At 45.8% G+C, this 20110-nt stretch carries 5 protein-coding genes; 1 reads left to right on the top strand and 4 read right to left on the bottom strand.

All coding sequences use genetic code 11. The annotated features are described in order from the left end of the window. Nucleotides 1-28: 28 nt before the first annotated feature. Entirely contained in the window at nt 29-13918 is a 13890-nt protein-coding gene (locus NX845_RS21090; protein WP_260257122.1) for a VCBS domain-containing protein, read from the top strand. Nucleotides 13919-14013: 95 nt separating this feature from the next. Here the strand turns inward: NX845_RS21090 and NX845_RS21085 are convergent, their stop codons facing one another. From NX845_RS21085 to NX845_RS21070, 4 genes are all read right to left on the bottom strand, one after another. Continuing rightward, nucleotides 14014-15327: an HlyD family type I secretion periplasmic adaptor subunit gene (locus NX845_RS21085; RefSeq protein WP_017077554.1), complete on the bottom strand. Its 1314-nt coding sequence runs from the start codon at nt 15325-15327 to the stop codon at nt 14014-14016. Beyond that, entirely contained in the window at nt 15320-17572 is a 2253-nt protein-coding gene (locus NX845_RS21080; protein WP_065681745.1) for a peptidase domain-containing ABC transporter, read from the bottom strand. Before NX845_RS21080 ends, NX845_RS21085 begins: the two co-directional genes overlap by 8 nt. Further along, complete coding sequence (locus NX845_RS21075) at nt 17569-19215, bottom strand: ABC transporter ATP-binding protein (protein ID WP_065681744.1); 1647 nt, start codon at nt 19213-19215, stop codon at nt 17569-17571. Before NX845_RS21075 ends, NX845_RS21080 begins: the two co-directional genes overlap by 4 nt. Nucleotides 19216-19423: 208 nt before the next feature. Further along, complete coding sequence (locus tag NX845_RS21070; RefSeq protein WP_260257121.1) at nt 19424-20029, bottom strand: CatB-related O-acetyltransferase; 606 nt, start codon at nt 20027-20029, stop codon at nt 19424-19426. Nucleotides 20030-20110: the final 81 nt, after the last annotated feature.

Genomic DNA, 20110 nt, shown 5'->3' with positions numbered 1-20110 from the left:
TCCAGATAATGCATTCACACCGGATTCTATTTCAGGCACCAACGGTGACCTGACTATTGATGCTAATGGTCATTGGGTCTTCACCGCCAACAGCGCGTTTAATCAATTAAACGTCGGCGATAAAGTCGAAGAAACCTTCACGGTGTCGTCTGTAGATGGCACACCGTCCACCATCAAAGTGGCGATTAACGGCACTAACGATGCCGCTACTGTCAGCAGTGCGACCGTTGCTATCGATGAAACCGACAAAGCAGTAACGACTTCAGGAACATTAACCAGCACCGATGTCGATAATCCGGATAATGCGTTCACTCCAGACTCCATTGCAGGCACAAATGGCGACCTCAACATTGATGCCAATGGTCACTGGGTATTCACCGCTAACAGCGCGTTTAATCAATTGAATGTCGGCGACAAGATCGAAGAGACCTTCACTGTCTCGTCTATTGATGGCACAGCGTCAACGATCAAAGTGACAATTAATGGCACCAATGATAAAGCGACGGTCAGTACCGCAACGGTCAGTGTGGATGAAACTGACAAAGCGGTAACGACATCAGGAGCGTTGACCAGTACTGACGTGGATAATCCAGATAATGCATTCACACCGGATTCTATTTCAGGCACCAACGGTGACCTGACTATTGATGCTAATGGTCATTGGGTCTTCACCGCCAACAGCGCGTTTAATCAATTAAACGTCGGCGATAAAGTAGAAGAAACCTTCACAGTGTCCTCTGTTGATGGCACACCGGCGACCATCAAGGTCACGATTAATGGCACTAACGACGCCGCTACTGTCAGCAGTGCGACCGTTGCCATCGATGAAACCGACAAAGCGGTAACGACATCAGGTACGCTAACCAGTACTGACGTGGATAATACAGATAATACCTTCACGCCGGATTCCGTTGTTGGATCTAATGGTGACCTGACTATTGATGCCAATGGTCATTGGACGTTCACTGCGAACAGTGCGTTTAACCAATTGAATGTCGGCGACAAAGTCGAAGAAACCTTTACCGTCACTTCCGTTGATGGCACACCTTCGACCATTAAAGTCACGATCAATGGCACTAATGACGCTGCTACTGTCAGCAGCGCGACCATTGCCATCGATGAAACTGACAAAGCGGTAACCACCTCAGGCACCCTCACCAGTACCGATGTTGATAATCCAGACAATACGTTCACGCCGGATTCGATTTCAGGTACCAATGGCGACCTTACTATTGATGCCAGTGGACATTGGGTGTTCACCGCCAACAGTGCGTTTAATCAATTGAACGTCGGCGATAAAGTCGAAGAAACCTTCACTGTCACTTCCGTTGATGGCACACCTTCGTCCATTAAAGTCACGATTAACGGCACTAACGACGCCGCTACTGTCAGCAGTGCGACCGTTGCCATCGATGAGACTGACAAAGCGGTAACAACCTCAGGCACCCTAACCAGTATCGACGTCGATAACCCAGATAACGCATTCACACCGGATTCGATTACTGGCACCAACGGCAACCTCACCATTGGTGCTAATGGCCAATGGACCTTCACCGCCAACAGCGCGTTTAATCAACTAAACGTTGGCGATAAGGTCGAAGAAACCTTCACTGTGTCGTCTGTTGATGGCACACCCTCGACCATCAAAGTCACGATTAACGGCACTAATGACGCCGCTACTGTCAGCAGTGCGACCGTTGCTATCGATGAGACAGACAAAGTGGTAACGACATCAGGAACATTGACTAGTACCGATGTTGATAATCCAGACAATACGTTCACGCCGGATTCGATTTCAGGTATCAATGGCGACCTTACTATTGATGCCAGTGGACATTGGGTGTTCACCGCCAACATTGCGTTTAATCAATTGAACGTCGGCGATAAAGTCGAAGAAACCTTCACTGTCACTTCCGTTGATGGCACACCCTCGACCATCAAAGTCACGATTAACGGCACTAATGACGCCGCTACTGTCAGCAGTGCGACCGTTGCCATCGATGAGACTGACAAAGCGGTAACAACTTCAGGCACCCTAACCAGTATCGACGTCGATAACCCAGATAACGCATTCACACCGGATTCGATTACTGGCACCAACGGCAACCTCACCATTGGTGCTAATGGCCAATGGACCTTCACCGCCAACAGCGCGTTTAATCAACTAAACGTTGGCGATAAGGTCGAAGAAACCTTCACGGTGTCGTCTGTTGATGGCACACCCTCGACCATCAAAGTGACGATTAATGGCACTAATGACGCAGCTACTGTCAGCAGTGCGACCGTTGCCATCGATGAAACTGACAAAGCAATAACCACATCAGGCACGCTAACTAGTACCGATGTCGATAATCCAGATAATGCCTTCACACCGGATGCCATTTCCGGCACCAATGGCGACCTTACTATTGACGCTAATGGTCACTGGGTCTTCACCGCCAACAGTGCGTTTAATCAATTAAACGTTGGCGATAAAGTCGAAGAAACCTTCACTGTGTCGTCTGTCGATGGCACACCGTCGACCATAAAAGTGACGATTAACGGCACTAATGACAAAGCCGTGATAAGCGGAACAAGTGCCGGCGCGGTCACCGAAGAATCTCAACTTCAAACCTCTGGCTTACTGACTGTGACTGATGTTGATGCCGGTCAAGCACACTTCTCCAATACCGATATTGCTGGGACTTTAGGCACCTTACACCTCACTAATTCAGGGACATGGACTTACGACTTAGATAACACCAACCCAACCGTTCAAGCGCTAGGTAAAGGAACAACCGCTACCGATACCATTACTGTTCATTCTGCTGACGGCACACCACATCAAATTACTATTACGGTTAATGGTACTAACGACAAGGCCATCATTGGCGGGACAAACTCTGGTGCAGTGACTGAAGAATCTCAACTTCAGACGTCAGGTACACTGACTGTCACTGACGTAGATACTGGTGAAGCACACTTCTCCAACACTGATATTGCAGGCACATTAGGCACTTTACATTTAACTGATAACGGCACTTGGACTTACGATTTAGATAATACGAATCCACAAGTTCAAGCCTTAGGTAAAGGCGCGACAGCGACTGATACTATTACTGTCAACTCAGCAGATGGTACGCCGCATCAAATTACCATTACGGTGAATGGGACTAATGATACGGCTGTAATTGGTGGGACTTCTGCAGGCGCAGTGACCGAAGAAACGCAGTTACAAACCTCAGGCTCGCTGACTATTACAGATACCGATACCGGTGAAGCACACTTCTCAAATACTGATATTAAAGGCTCGCTTGGGACATTGCATTTAACCGATGCTGGGCAGTGGACTTACGATTTAGATAACACAAACCCAACGGTGCAAGCCCTAGGTAAAGGCGCTGCAACAACCGACACCATTACAGTTACTTCAGCAGATGGTACAACTCACCAAGTGACCATTGCCGTTAATGGAACTAATGACAAGGCTGTTATTACTGGTACAAATACGGGAGCAGTTACCGAAGATCAAAATTTAACAAATCAGTTGAATGTTCACCCAAACTACATGCTTACACAAGGCAAGCTATTCATTACCGATGTAGATACGAATGAAGCTACATTTCCGATGCAATCTGGCATTGTTGGCGACCACGGGATCGGCTCATTTACACTTATACCAAGTGGCATTTGGCTATTTTCCGCAGATTCAAAACAAGCGGCTGTTCAGGCTTTAGGTGTTGGTGAAACTTTAACAGAGTCGACAACAATAACCTCGGTTGATGGCACACAGAAAACTATTTTGGTAACCATCAATGGTACCAATGATGCACCTGTTATCACCCCTGTTGCGACGCAAACGGTAACCGAGGATGGCAGTAAAACCATTACCTTCCATGCAACGGATATTGATACGACAGATACGTTGACCCCGAGTGTGTCAGCGACACACGGTAGTGCCTCGCTGAATGCGCAAGGTGAAATCGTGTTTACGCCTGATGCTAATTACAATGGTCCTGCTACAGTTGTTCTTTCAGTGACTGATGGGCATACGACAACCAGTCAAACTATCAATGTTGATGTAACACCGGCAAACGATGCGCCTGTTATTAATCCGATTGTGCCAGTGAACGCCACTGAAGATGGTGCAGTAGTCACAGGTCAACTCACCTCAACGGATATTGATGCGGGTGATACTGCAACCTTCACAACCACATCAACACAGGGTGGATTTACACTCAATGCAGATGGTAGCTACAAGCTAGATCCAACAGATGCAAGTTTCCAACACCTTAAAGCAGGTGAGATAAGCACGTTCAGTATCCCTGTTACCGTGACCGATTCTGCAGGTGCAACAGATACTAAAGATTTAGTGATTACGGTGACGGGCACGAATGATACGCCGGTCATTAGTGGTGTCGATACGGGGGCAATAAAAGAAGATGTGAGTGCTAATCCTCAGAGTAATGAACTGACTGCGACAGGTAAGTTAGATATTGTCGACATAGATACAGGTGAAGGTAGCTTTGTATTCCATGGATTTAACAAAACGGCGCTACAAGGTCATTATGGTAAATTGGAGATCAGTCAAGATGGGAATTGGAGTTACTCTGCCGATAATTCTCAAACCGCGATTCAATCTTTGGGCGAAGGAGAGCAGTTAACAGACACAATTAAAGTGACTTCGAAAGACGGTACCACGCATGATGTCGTGGTAACCATCAATGGCACCAATGATAAAGCGGTTATTGGTGGAAGTTCAACAGGTGCAGTGACAGAAGAATCTCAACTTCAAACCTCTGGCTTACTGACTGTGACTGATGTTGATGCCGGTCAAGCACACTTCTCCAATACCGATATTGCTGGGACTTTAGGCACCTTACACCTCACTAATTCGGGGACATGGACTTACGACTTAGATAACACCAACCCAACTGTTCAAGCGTTAGGCAAAGGAACAACCGCTACCGATACCATTACTGTTCATTCTGCTGACGGCACACCACATCAAATTACTATTACGGTTAATGGCACTAACGACAAGGCCATCATTGGCGGGACAAACTCTGGTGCAGTGACTGAAGAATCTCAACTTCAGACGTCAGGTACACTGACTGTCACTGACGTAGATACTGGTGAAGCACACTTCTCCAACACTGATATTGCAGGCACATTAGGCACTTTACATTTAACTGATAACGGCACTTGGACTTACGATTTAGATAATACGAATCCACAAGTTCAAGCCTTAGGTAAAGGCGCGACAGCGACTGATACTATTACTGTCAACTCAGCAGATGGTACGCCGCATCAAATTACCATTACGGTGAATGGGACTAATGATACGGCTGTAATTGGTGGGACTTCTGCAGGCGCAGTGACCGAAGAAACGCAGTTACAAACCTCAGGCTCGCTGACTATTACAGATACCGATACCGGTGAAGCACACTTCTCAAATACTGATATTAAAGGCTCGCTTGGGACATTGCATTTAACCGATGCTGGGCAGTGGACTTACGATTTAGATAACACAAACCCAACGGTGCAAGCCCTAGGTAAAGGCGCTGCAACAACCGACACCATTACAGTTACTTCAGCAGATGGTACAACTCACCAAGTGACCATTGCCGTTAATGGAACTAATGACAAGGCTGTTATTACTGGTACAAATACGGGAGCAGTTACCGAAGATCAAAATTTAACAAATCAGTTGAATGTTCACCCAAACTACATGCTTACACAAGGCAAGCTATTCATTACCGATGTAGATACGAATGAAGCTACATTTCCGATGCAATCTGGCATTGTTGGCGACCACGGGATCGGCTCATTTACACTTATACCAAGTGGCATTTGGCTATTTTCCGCAGATTCAAAACAAGCGGCTGTTCAGGCTTTAGGTGTTGGTGAAACTTTAACAGAGTCGACAACAATAACCTCGGTTGATGGCACACAGAAAACTATTTTGGTAACCATCAATGGTACCAATGATGCACCTGTTATCACCCCTGTTGCGACGCAAACGGTAACCGAGGATGGCAGTAAAACCATTACCTTCCATGCAACGGATATTGATACGACAGATACGTTGACCCCGAGTGTGTCAGCGACACACGGTAGTGCCTCGCTGAATGCGCAAGGTGAAATCGTGTTTACGCCTGATGTTAATTACAATGGTCCTGCTACAGTTGTTCTTTCAGTGACTGATGGGCATACGACAACCAGTCAAACTATCAATGTTGATGTAACACCGGCAAACGATGCGCCTGTTATTAATCCGATTGTGCCAGTGAACGCCACTGAAGATGGTGCAGTAGTCACAGGTCAACTCACCTCAACGGATATTGATGCGGGTGATACTGCAACCTTCACAACCACATCAACACAGGGTGGATTTACACTCAATGCAGATGGTAGCTACAACCTAGACCCAACAGATGCAAGCTTCCAACACCTTAAAGCAGGTGAGATAAGCACGTTCACTATCCCTGTTACCGTGACCGATTCTGCAGGTGCAACAGATACTAAAGATTTAGTGATTACGGTGACGGGCACGAATGATACGCCGGTCATTAGTGGTGTCGATACGGGGGCATTAAAAGAAGATGTGAGCGCTAATCCTCAGAGTAATGAACTGACTGCGACAGGTAAGTTAGATATTGTCGATATAGATACAGGTGAAGGTAGTTTTGTATCCCATGGATTTAACAAAACGGCCCTACAAGGTCATTATGGTAAATTGGAGATCAGTCAAGATGGGAGCTGGAGTTACTCTGCCGATAATTCTCAAACAGCGATTCAATCCTTAGGCGAAGGTGAGCAGTTAACAGACACAATTAAAGTGACTTCGAAAGACGGTACAACGCATGATGTCGTGGTAACCATCAATGGTACTAATGATACAGCTGTAATTGGTGGAAGTTCTACTGGCGCAGTGACAGAAGAAACACAACTGCAAACCTCAGGCATATTGACCGTTACGGATATCGATACTGGTGAAGCACACTTTGCGAATGCTGATATCCAAGGCACCTTAGGGACATTACATCTAACAGATAATGGCGCTTGGACGTACGACTTAGATAACACTAACCCAGCAGTTCAAGCGTTAGGTAATGGCGCAACCGCTACTGATACCATTACCGTTCATTCAGCCGATGGCACACCTCATCAAGTCACCATTACGGTGAACGGCACTAATGATAATGCTGTGGTCGGTGGAGTAGATACTGCAAGTGTCACTGAGAAAGCGGCTGGAGATAATATGTCGCCAGATCATGCTCAACCAGGTATGGCGACACTTCGAGTTAGTACACTCAACGCTAATGGACATTTATCTGTGGTTGATCCTGACTCTGGTCAGTCTGGCTTTGCTGATAATAATGTGGGGTATAATTATCACGGTACATATGGTGACTTAATATTAAATCCAAATGGAGATTGGAATTACTATGCCGATGCAGGAAGCCTCACTCAGATTGGTGGAAGGCCCACGACCAGAGGCTCCGCTATCGATAAATTAGGTGAGGGTGAAACACTCACAGACACTATCACCGTTCACACAAAAGATGGAACACCACATAATATAGTCATCACTATCAATGGTAGTAACGACAGGCCTTATTGCTCTTCAGAAGTACAACTCAACGCAGGTACTGAAGATACGAGACAAACCATTACAACTGCACAACTGTTACAAAATTCAATAGATGTCGATAAAAATGACTCTGGACTGCTTACAGTAGCAAACCTTCATCCAGATCACGGCTCGATTTTAGATAACCAAAATGGTACATACACTTTCACACCAGAAAAAGACTATAACGGTAAAGTTCATTTCACCTATGATGTCAAAGATGCACATGGCGGTGTCACTCATACTGGAGCTACCAGCAGTTTAAGTGCAGTTGCTGATAAAGCGGTTATAAGCGGTAGTGATACCGGAACGATTATTGAAGATCATAATGTGGGTCACAGTTCATTACAGCCTGTCGTTGCATCGGGTTTGCTGAGTGTGACTGATCCTGATGCAGGACAAAACTATTTTCAGGTCAATCGGTTACTAGGAGAACAGGCGATTAACGATCCCTTTGGTGGTTTTTTACGCATTACACCAAGTGGCGCTTGGGGATATGAAGTAGCCAATAGTCGCTTGCAATCATTAGCTGAAGGTGAAGTAGAAAAAGTTGTATATCGTGTTTATTCTGCAGACCACACTGCTCACGATATAACAATAACGGTGACAGGCACCAATGATCAACCGACCATAACTGCGACGACACTTGCACATGGCACTGAAGATACACATTACCAAATGCAATCTAGTCAGTTTGGGTTCAACGATATCGACACAGGCGATACGCTACATTCCATAGCAATCACAGATCTACCACCAGCAACACAAGGTAAGTTTGTGCTTGATGGACACGATGTTACAGCGGGGCAACACATCCCTACAGCTGACATCAGTAAGCTTCAGTTCGTTCCTGCACAAGATTTTAATGGCGATGTTCAGTTTAAATATACTGTTAACGATGGGCATACCGACTCTGCAGAGGCTACCAACACACTTCATATTGATGCGGTGGGAGATAAAGCCGTTATATCAGGTGTGGATACTGGCGATGTTTATGAAAACAGAAACCCTGATATGTCGCCAGACTTTGCCCAGCCCGGTATGGCGCATTTAACTAATAGTATGATTCATGTTGAGGGGCAACTAACAATCATCGATCCAGATACCGGCGAGAATAGTTTTGATTCTAAAGGTATTGGTTATACCTATCATGGAAAATATGGCCATTTGATTCTTAATACAGATGGTAAATGGTTTTATGGTGTTGCGACCGGCACTGCTGATGTAAATGGTGGATTAACAACAAATGTAGGATCGACGATTGATCAACTTGGTGCAAATGAGACACTCACTGATACGATAACGATACAAAGTAAAGACGGTACTACTCATGATATTGTTATCACCATTCATGGCGACAACGACCGTCCATACTGCTCTTCAGAAGTGCAGCTCAACAGCGGTAAAGAAGACCTCGCGCAAACCATCACGGCCACCGAACTCTTAGCAAACACTATAGACGTGGATAGCAACGACCTAGGCAAACTCACCGTTGCGAATCTTCACGCTGATCATGGTTCTATTCTAGATAATCAAGACGGAACATACACTTTTACCCCAACCAAAGACTATAACGGTCAGATTCATTTTAGCTATGATGTGACAGATGCGCATGGCGGAACGACTCATACAGGGGCGTCTACCACACTCACCGCTACCCCAGACGGCGCCATCATTTCAGAAGTGACAACTGACCACGTCACTGAAGATGGTTCACACAGCAGCCACAATGCAGGGGTTACAACTGAGCTCGCGAATGGAAGACTACAAGTTGTGGATCCAGATAGCGGGGAGAATAAATTCCAATACAGCCAGTTTGGTGAATCAGCAGTTCACGATCCGTTTGGTGGCATGTTACGTATTGATAGCATGGGCAATTGGGGGTACAGCGTTAATAATGCCAATTTGCAACACCTTGCTCAAGGGCAAACTGAAACCGTTATCTACCGTGTTCATAGTTATGATGGAACGGCATACGAGTTGCACATAGACGTTGTAGGCACCAATGATGCGCCAACCGTTACCCAAGTTGCGCTAAGTAACGGCACTGAAGACACGCATTATCAAATGCAAGCGAGTCAGTTTGGATTTACGGATGTTGATAGTGGCGATACGCTACATTCAGTTGCAATCACAGATCTACCACCAGCAACACAAGGTAAATTTGTGCTTGATGGACACGATGTTACAGCGGGGCAACACATCCCTACAGCTGACATCAGTAAACTTCAGTTCGTTCCTGCGCAAGATTTTAATGGCGATGTTCAGTTTAAATATACTGTTAACGATGGGCATGATGACTCACAAGAGGCTACTAACACTCTTCATATTGATGCGGTTGGTGACGCAGCAGTAATCACTGGAACTACAACTGGCGATGTCGATGAAGGGCATGGCACCTATCATGATCGGTCACCAAACTACGCACAGCCTGGGATGGCTAAATTAACCAATGACCCTTTATATACTGATGGCAAGTTAGAGATTATTGACCCAGACACTGGCGAAGCACAATTTGATACAAAAGGCGTAGGCTACTCCTACCATGGCACTTATGGTCAATTAATACTAAATGCCGATGGTAATTGGCATTATAAGGTTACCGTTGGTAGTAACCAACAAAACGTAGCCACAAAGATCGATCAATTAGGCGATGGGCAAGAATTAACAGATACGATTACCATTTATTCTAAAGATGGTACGGCTCAAGACATCGTTATTACCATTCATGGCGATAACGATAGACCTTACATCAGCTCAGAAGTGACACTTTCCATTGGTAGAGAAGACACAGCTCTTACCTTTACCAAGGCCGATTTACTTACTAATACTGTCGACGTTGATGCCAATGACACAGGTAAGCTCTCCATTGCTAATCTGCTAGTCGATCACGGCTCTGTTGTCGATAACAAAGATGGTACTTATACCTTTACTCCAACCAAAGACTACAACGGCCAAGTGCACTTCACTTATGACGTGACAGATGCTCATGGTGGAACGACTCATACAGGCGCAAACACGTCTCTTGCTGCTGTTAATGATGTCGCAACATTTACTGGTGATTCAGGCAGCATAAGAGAAGATACAAACATTCACCACAACGTGCATACCACGGGGTCAGCAACCATTCCAGATGCCCTTGTTTGTAATGGACACCTGGTTATTTCTGATGTTGACGGACAAGGTGAAGCAACACTAGATCTCAAAGGGCAATCGCAAATATCACAGGATGGAACCTATGGCCATTTCACGGTCACTAGTCGTGGTATTTGGGTATATACAGCAGACAACAATAGTACGCCTATTCAAGACTTAGATAATGGACAAACACTCACAGATAGCATTGAAGTCACATCAAAAGACGGTACCAAGCATTCCATTACCGTCACAATTAATGGGACCACCGATGATCCTGTTCTCCACAGCCTCAGTGATTCAGGTGTTCAACATAGTGGTCCAGTTGAAGGGAATCTACTTACTGGCTCTGGGACGGATCAAGGATTGAGTGGTGCAGCAACAGACACCGATTCCAACGCACATCTGGTGTTGCAAGATATTCAAATAAAGGACCCCGTGTCAGGTTATGTCGCGGTAAGGCCTGGGCAACCACATACTATGGCCGGTATCGGTACACTCGCGATCGAAGCGAATGGTCATTATACCTTCACCCCGGAAGCTGGCTTTACAGGTAAAGTGCCAAGTATGGTTTATCGTGTCGGTGATGATGGGGGTAACCCAATAGGAGATTCTTCTCAAAACTCTCTCTCTATTGAAGTCACCCCTCCTCTACAACATGCGCCAACGGTGACAGGGCAAACTGTTTCTACAAATGAAGACATCACCAGAACCTTTACCACCAGTGAATTTGGTTACAGTGATCAAGATGGCGATGCACTACAGTTCGTGACTATTAGCAGCTTACCGAGTCATGGATTATTACTTTTAAACGGTAACGCCGTAACCGCCAACCAGCAAATCAGCAAGGCTGACTTAGACGCAGGCCATTTAACTTTCACGCCGAGCAATAATGAAAACGGCGCCAACTATGCGCAATTTACATTTACTGCGAATGATGGCCATAAAAATTCGGCAAGCGCAACGATGGTAGTGGATGTCAATGCGGTCAATGATGCACCTATCGTTGGATCGAGTTTTATTAGTTCTTTAGAAGATAAACCTCATGCGTTCACCACTGCTGACTTTAAATATTCTGATATTGATGGCGATGCGCTAAACCATCTCACGATTACCAATGTCGCCCACGGCGTGTTAACCCTGAATGGCGTCACTGTGAATATTGGCGATGACGTCAGTGCCTCCGACGTTTCATCACTCATCTTCACCCCGACTCACAACTATTTTAGTTCTGGTGTCAGCGGATTGGGTGCGGTGCAATTTACCGCAAATGATGGACAGGCTGATTCAAAAGAAGGGTCAATATTCATTAACATTGCTAATGCCGCCGACCCAGCAACATTCGGAGGAGATTCCACAGGGGTTGCCAAAGAAGACACGACTCTTCAAGCATCAGGTACGTTAACATCTAGCGATCCTGATGGAACAATAGGGTTTACCGCGGTACAAGGTGGTGTTGGAATAGTAGGAAGTAAAGGTTATGGGCATGCACACATTGATAGTAATGGTAACTGGACTTACGACCTTTACAACAAGCACCCTATAGTGCAACAGCTTGGCGAAGGTCAGACAGACACTGAAACCATTACGGTTCAATCTGCAGATGGTACGCACCATGATATCTTGGTCACCATTACCGGAACCAACGACTTACCAACGGTTTCAGAGAAGCCACAAGCTGGTCATGTTGTCGGCCAGCACTCGGTGGATGAAGATTCAAACCTTAACCCTGCAGGCCAACTGATCATCAATGATGTCGATGGTGATACGACCACCGTAGCTCTAGATCCAGCTCACAGCGCCGCTTATGGTCATGTTGTGTTTGATTCGCATAGTGGCACTTGGATTTATCACCTAGATAACAACAACCCAGCCGTGAATGCCCTTAACGATAACGACACGCTGCAAGACAAGTTTACTTTGCTTGTTGATGACGGGCACGGCCAAAAAGTACCACAAGAAATTACGATGACCATCAATGGTCATACCGATCCTGTGCCTTATACCCCACCAACAATCAGTGTCACTGTCGATACGAGACATGCACAACATATTACTGCAGGTATTACCGCCAGTACGGTTCAAACCTACGCCAGCTCCCTAGGCCAGCACGTAACAACGTCGAGCGGCAACCATGAAGTAAAGGGTCACGGTCATAGCGATATCATCATCGTAAATGGTCGACTCAACGAAGAAGCTGAGCTAGAAGGTGGTAATGATATTCTTTATATCGGCGGAAGACTCACTGATAAGGAAATAGAAGGTGGGCATGGTAGCGATACCCTCATTTTAGGCGCTTACAATCGTAATAATGCTCCACGCTTACGTGACCATGGCGAGAAACTCAGTGATGGACATGAAGAGATGGAACTGGAAAGCATCGAAAATATCATTCTTGGTGACGGTACGGTGCTGAAAGGTCATTTGCCTGCAAACTTTCCTCTCGTCACGCATGATCACTATGAAGTACCAATTAGTGTTCATGCGCACCTATCTTCAAGTGATGAGTCAGTTTCAAGTATTCGACTTGCTAACCTAGAACACGGGGTAACCCTTCAAAGCAACAACCATGACATAAGAGCGAATGGTGATGGAAGTTACACCGTTCCGTCAGGTGGTAATATTGTATTGGTTTCTGATCACGCGATAAACAGTGCGCATCATTACTTCGAAACAGTGGTAACAACGTACAACTCGGTAACGGGGGTCACTGCGGTAACAACTGAAGATTTACAAGGGCATATTCAAAGCCATGTAAACCCACCACCTCCACCACCGCCGCCGGTTCAACACGATGAACCAGACTCACCTCTGACGTTTGAAGCATCTGTTACTATCGTAGAAGATAACAATGATCCAAGTGAGCAACATGCTAGTGCTACTGACTCTCAACATCACGATGTCAGCCACCATGGTGCAGCCGCTTATCTGGATGCATTGGGCATTAAACCCGATGCAACATCGACAACGGTTCACGATCAACCTGCGGATATGGATATCATACTTGCACAAGTCGACCAACCAGATGCAGCAACACATGACCAAGCGCACTTGGATATGTCAGATGCGCTGGAACACCATGATGCAAACATCAACCATAACCAAGATGATGAACACCATCATCACAACGACGTAGACGGGCTGCCGGACATTGATCCTAATAGTTAACCGATAACGAGACCAAACAGAAGGGAGCACATAATGTGCTCCCTTTTTATTATTTGCTGTGGTTATTCGTTTACTCTCAACACTCTATATAACGATTACCTTTCACCAAATGCGACACTGACATTGGTGTAGATCGGTTTCCATAAATACTGGAAAACGGACTTCTCACCGGTTGTAATATCTACCTCGCCCGTCATACCTGGCAAGATAGAAAAGCTCTCCGGATTATCACGGAAATAAGGAACATCCACCGAGACGACGACTTCATAATAGATCTCGCCACGTTCGCTTTGACTTGTGGTCGGTGAAATACTCTCAACCGCCCCTTTTAATGCCCCAAAGCGGCTGTAATCAAACGCATCAATCTTGATACGAGTCGGCTGCCCTACACTCACAAAACCAATATCTCTTGGTGACAAACGCGCTTTAAAGTCTGCTTTCCCACCAACAGGAACAATTTCAACCACTGTCCCACCCGGCTGAATAACACCTCCGTTCTGTGTACTTGGCAGGCTTTGCACCAAACCTTGTAGCGGCGACACTAACATAGTGTTGGTCAGTTTCGCTTGGCTTGAACGTACTCTGGCGTTCAGGGCTGACAAGTCAGAGACGGCTTTAGAACGATCATCGCTCACTTTAGCTTTCGCTTCCGCCAGAAGCTGTATGATTTTTTGGTCATTACTGTCAGCTTGTCTAATCAATACCGACTTCTTACCACGAGCTTCTTCGATTTTCTGTTCGATACTGGCCAATTTTTGTCGCATTTCAAGCACACGTAAACGTGAAATGTTACCCGCTTTATAACCCTTCTCCAGTATGTTCAACTCTTGCTTAGTCGCATTTAACTCTTTCTCATAACTCGGCAAGGCCTTTTCTACGCTACGAAGCTGTTCTGCAATTTGCTCGCTCTCTTTCTCAAGCACCACACGCTTTTGGAAGTAGAGGGCTTTTTGCGCGTTCAGCTGCGCTTTTTGTTGGCTGACGATCTCTGGGTAATCGACCTCAAACTCAGCAAGGTTAGGCTCACGCTGCTCAAGCAGCGCATTCATACGTTCCACACTGGCTAGAAGCGTCACTTGTTGGGACTTTAGCTCTTCAAGGGCGGTACGCTGGAAAGTGGCATCAAACTCAACAAGCGGCTGGCCTTTCTCAACCAACTGCCCTTCTTTAACGAGAATTTGCTTTAACTTACCGCCAATCGCACTTTGTAATACTTGCTTCTCGCCTTCTGGAATCACAGCACCTTTGGCTTTGGCGATTTCATCAACTTGAGTGACTACAGACCAAGTGGCAAAAGCAATAACACATAAGGCAACCGACCATGTGGCCAGTGCCAATGTACGAGCCGTATTTTGTGATTCAACAAGTTCACCGTAGCGCTTGCCCTTCTCGATAGATTGTTTAGTCATTAGCGACTCCTTGCTTAGACTCTGATTGTTCTTGTTGGGCTGTATTTTGTTGAGCAGACGCCTCTTGAGTTGACGGCTGTAGCTCTTGAGATAACGGTTGCTCAGATAACTGCGGTTCTTGAGAAGCTTGAGGCTCTGAAGGCTGTTCCTGCTTCGAAGACTGCTCCGACTCTAATGGACCGGCATAAACCACTGCACCTTCATTTAATACCACCACTTTATCGGCAAGCTTGATTAAATCCGGATCGTGGGACGTGTAAATCACCGTTGCTTTTCCTTTTTTCGATTGCACAAACTCACCAAATATACGTTTAGCATTTGGGTGAGCATCAGGCACAGGATTATCCATTAAGAACATTGGGTAGTCATAAACCAGCGCTTTCGCGTCAATGAGAATCTGCGCGACGCTCCCAGACAACATGTCAAAAAGGCTGTCCGGCTGAATACTGCTGATGGAAGTATCGAGCCCACCTGATAATGTCTCGAACCAACGCTTTCCACCGACCATTTCAATTGCAGAGATCATTTTCTGATCTTCGACTTTGTGACCGTCGTTTAGCCACTCTCGAATACTCAGCGTAAGCAAATCAGGATATGCGGCTCGAATGAAACACCAGTGGCGATAAAGCTGCGGATCGTATTGAACGAGGTTAACGCCTTCAAGCTCAACCATGCCGTTTTGGATAGGCTGCAAGCCAGACAGCACTTCAATTAATGTTGATTTACCGCTCCCAGAAGGGCCGGTAATCGCGACAATTTCACCGGCTTCAATATCAAAACTCACACCATTCAAGGCAGGGCGACTCTGTTTGGGATAGCGCAGTGTCACTTGGTCTAATTTCAAGTTAGGCGCTACCACAGGTAACGGGTGATGCTGGTAACTGAATTCACGCTCAGACGGCTGAGACAAAATACGGTTCACTTGCAGCTTGGATTGATTAAAGCTATTAAAACGCATCGCGCTGTTTGCCAACACCTGAGCTGGGCCAGTCACCTTAGATATCAACATCATTGAAGCAATCAAACCTCCGGGCGTCATCACTTGTTCAAAAATAAGTCCTATTCCTAACCCCATCACGGCGAGTGTCGACCCCACACCAATGAAATAGTAAATCGAGGTGTACCGGCTCTGGAGAACCGATTGATTAAAGGTCACTGTTGAAGCAAGAAGATTGGCCTTTTTGAAACGTTGAATCCAGTGCTCTGAGAATCCAGCACTGCGAATAAAGGCAAGCTTGGATGACAGCTCATTAGTCATGTTTTGACGATTCGTGCCTGCCACTGTCGATTGCATAGAGCGCTTGCTGCTAGAGCGTATCGAGCGTTTTGCTAGCAAGTAATAAAGGATTAAAGAGACGACTGGAACCAGTACCAACCATCCGCCTAAAACACCTATCGCAAGTACAAAAATAAGAATGAATGGTAGGTCAAACAGCGCATTTCCTAATGGCCCCGATAGCACACCTGAAATACGCTCCGACAGCATCACTTGGTTTTGCTGACTAGAAGAAGCTGTTTGCTGATTTTGAGCATAGCTATTACGAAGCAGACGCTGCACGAGGGATTGAGAAATCTCACGACTTACTCGGTTGGAAACTGAAGCAAACACTCGGCTACGTAATGTTCTCAACCAACCCATCATCACAAACAACAACGCCGCGCCAATAGCGATGCCTTGCAACTCATGCCCTGCATCACCGCCAATCACATGGTCATAAATCGACATCGTGATGAAGGGAACAGCAAGCGCAAATAAGTTAGTGATAAAGCTGACCAACAACAATTTAGGAATGATGGGACGAAACGCATGTAACCTTTCGCCAACCCAATCAGGAGAGGCCTTCTCTAATGGTGGCCCTTCGATAACGATGCAAAACTGTGGGATCTGGGTAATGTCGTCATTGGCATTAAAGGCAACAAATTGCTTGGATTCTAAATGACCAGAGACCAGCTCATGTTCACCAAGTACCAGTAAGACCAATTTATGTTCACCAACTTCATCTAGGTTGGCAACCAAGCGATAAGGCAGTGCAAGCCTGTCGAACAAGGCAAACATATCGTCGATTGATTCAATGCCATTTTCATCGACCCATTGATGTGCGAACAACTGGATATTAGCATTAACTTCCAACTGCTTAAGAACGGAAAGGCTCTCGGTTTCTAAATGATTCATCACCTCTTGTCGACCGCTGGTATCTGCACGGTTGTTCGTACCTGAAGGGTTACCAATATCTAAACGATTCATACGACGGCCTCCTGATTGCTCTCGCTGTCGACCGTAATAGCTCGACTTTCCACTGTAATGATTCGATTAGCCAATTCGCGAAGCTTCGAATGGTAGCTCACCATCAGTATCGTGCGTCCTGCCGTTACTTCTTCCTCCAACACCTTAGCTAGATTCCCAAGGGCGTCTAAATCAAGTGAAGAATCCGGCCTTTCCAACATGATTATGGGTTTATCACTTGCCAATTGAGCCGCTATATTGAGCATTTTCACGTTACCCATACTCAACAAAGAAGCACTCGTATGGCCAATTTGTGTCTCGAGCCCATCGGGTAATCGAGTAATCTCTTTGGTTAAACCCAAACGCTTTGCATAGTCACTGGCGCTTTGCGTTTTCTCAGGGTCAAAGCCACACAAGTTGTCGAGAATAGTACCCGACACCAACTGCCCTTTAACGCCACAGTAGGCCACAATATTGGTTACGGATGCGATTGAAACTGCAGCTCCGTTAATGAAGCACTCACCCGCTTTTAGATCATCAATACCTGCAATCGACGACAATAAATGACTGTTGGTGTGGCGATCCTCACTCTCTAACAATATCAACTCACCTTTATTCAGTGTGACATCTGCATGAGAGAGTTCACCGTATCTTTCAACGGTCGCTTGCTTGATTTCCAACGTCTCAAAGTCAGATAAGTGGTTCTCAACTTGCTCAGATCCTGAAAAATCAGATAGTGACAAGTCACTCAATTTTTCTATTGCCTGATTAGCACTGTGTATTGAATTAAGCTTAATTCGAACTCCCACCAAAGCACTTAAAGGTGCGACGGCTCTGCCCGATAAGATAGAACATGCCGCCAAGCCACCAGTAGTTAACTGACCATCCAACACCCATAAGCTCCCCGTAATCACGAGTAAAACTGACGTGGCTAATGCAGCAAGCTGAATACATTCTTGGGCGAAGGCGTTCTGTTCTTCTTCTCTCGCTTTAGACTGAGAGCGAACGTTATTGAGGGATTTAAACTGATTGAAGATTCGAGACTCAACAGCCTGGCGTTTGATTCCCTGAATGGTTTGGCTAAGTAGAATCAAGAAGGCTTTTCGCTCCTGCTCATCTTGGGAAGCTTCTTCACTTAAGCTTTTAACGCGAATAGAAGATAACCAAACAATTCCGAGAGTAATCAGCCAAACTGCCAAAGGTATCGCCACCAGCTCACCGCCGATGTAAGCCACCAAGCCCAAGAAGATCAAGGCAAAAGGCAAATCAATAAAGCCTGCAATCACACCACCGGAATACCAATCTTTGACTTTGGATACAGAACCAAGCCCCTCTTCCACGCCGCCAACACCAATGTGGCGGAGATGGCCTGATGAAGCCGTTGTTACTCTTTCAACCAAGGTTTGATAGGTCGCTTTCTCGGTATTGCTGGCCGCGGCTGACAAAAGCCAAGTACGCACAAACCGGATCAATGCTTCCATGGCAACAGCCAACGCTGCACCCGCCAACAACAAAGTGGCAGTACCGTAACTTTGGTTAGGTAAAATACGATCGTAAATTTGTAAAACCGTTAACGGAACGGCGAGAGAGAGAAGATTTATGAGTAAAGAAGGCAGTAGGACTTTCCCCACCACCCCTTTGTTTTTCATTGAACTTGCGGGCATACACAATCCTTATCCATGCTTATGAAATAAGATTGGTACACCATGTTGAGTATTGCAAGGTAACGGACTGATTTAACGTGTTTTTCAATATAAATATGACACAGATCTTTCTACACAAATCTATGGCTATACCCGTACCTTAAAAACGCTCCTTACAAACGCTCGTTACAAGCGCTCCTTACAAACAATTGTCGTAATCCGTTATCGCCTACTTTAACTTTGAAAAGTCTGAGTTACATAAATACGGTTTCAGCGCTTCAAATTTATCTGAGGGCCACTCGTATATTTTGAATGACATGAGTTCGTCAATAACGGACTCATCAAAGCGGTATTTGACGACTTTAGCTGGAGAACCACCGACAATGCTGTATGGAGCGACGTCTTTAGTCACCACACTATTCGCTGCAACCACAGCGCCTTCGCCAATCGTCACACCGGACATCACCATCGCTCGCATGCCTAACCACACCCCATCTTCAATGTGAGTGCCACCTTTGCCAATGTAGGCATCGTCGATGACATCCATAAATGGGTACAGCGAAAACCAATCAACTCTGTGGGTATGGTTGCCACCCATCAAAATCACGACCTCTGCGCCAATACAGACATAATCACCGATATAGAGTTCGTCGATTTCCCATCGAGGCTCCCACTGACGGCTGACTTCGTCGCCGTGTAAATAGCGCACTACCGATTGTTCAAAACCATTATCCCAGCAATCGCTGTAATAACTGTGTTGACCTTTTACATGAATATTGGGGTTGGTTACGACTTCATGCAGCAACTCGAATTTGGACCAATGCTTCTTTTGCATTTTTACCTCTGAATGATCTATTTAGTTTTATTCGTTAACTATCAAAATGTTCGACGATGCAAATCCAAGGTGCACAAACTA

Origin of the sequence: Vibrio sp. NC2 (genome assembly GCF_025195005.1) — a bacterium.
Taxonomy (GTDB): Bacteria; Pseudomonadota; Gammaproteobacteria; order Enterobacterales; family Vibrionaceae; genus Vibrio; species Vibrio splendidus.
Note: the sequence above shows the minus strand (reverse complement) of the source record. Positions and strands in the feature narration are given on the sequence as shown.

Coding starts and splice junctions, on each gene's coding strand:
- NX845_RS21085 (WP_017077554.1), bottom strand. CDS start 15,327: ATGACTAAACAATCTATCGAGAAGGGCAAGCGCTACGGTGAACTTGTT.
- NX845_RS21080 (WP_065681745.1), bottom strand. CDS start 17,572: ATGAATCGTTTAGATATTGGTAACCCTTCAGGTACGAACAACCGTGCA.
- NX845_RS21075 (WP_065681744.1), bottom strand. CDS start 19,215: ATGCCCGCAAGTTCAATGAAAAACAAAGGGGTGGTGGGGAAAGTCCTA.
- NX845_RS21070 (WP_260257121.1), bottom strand. CDS start 20,029: ATGCAAAAGAAGCATTGGTCCAAATTCGAGTTGCTGCATGAAGTCGTA.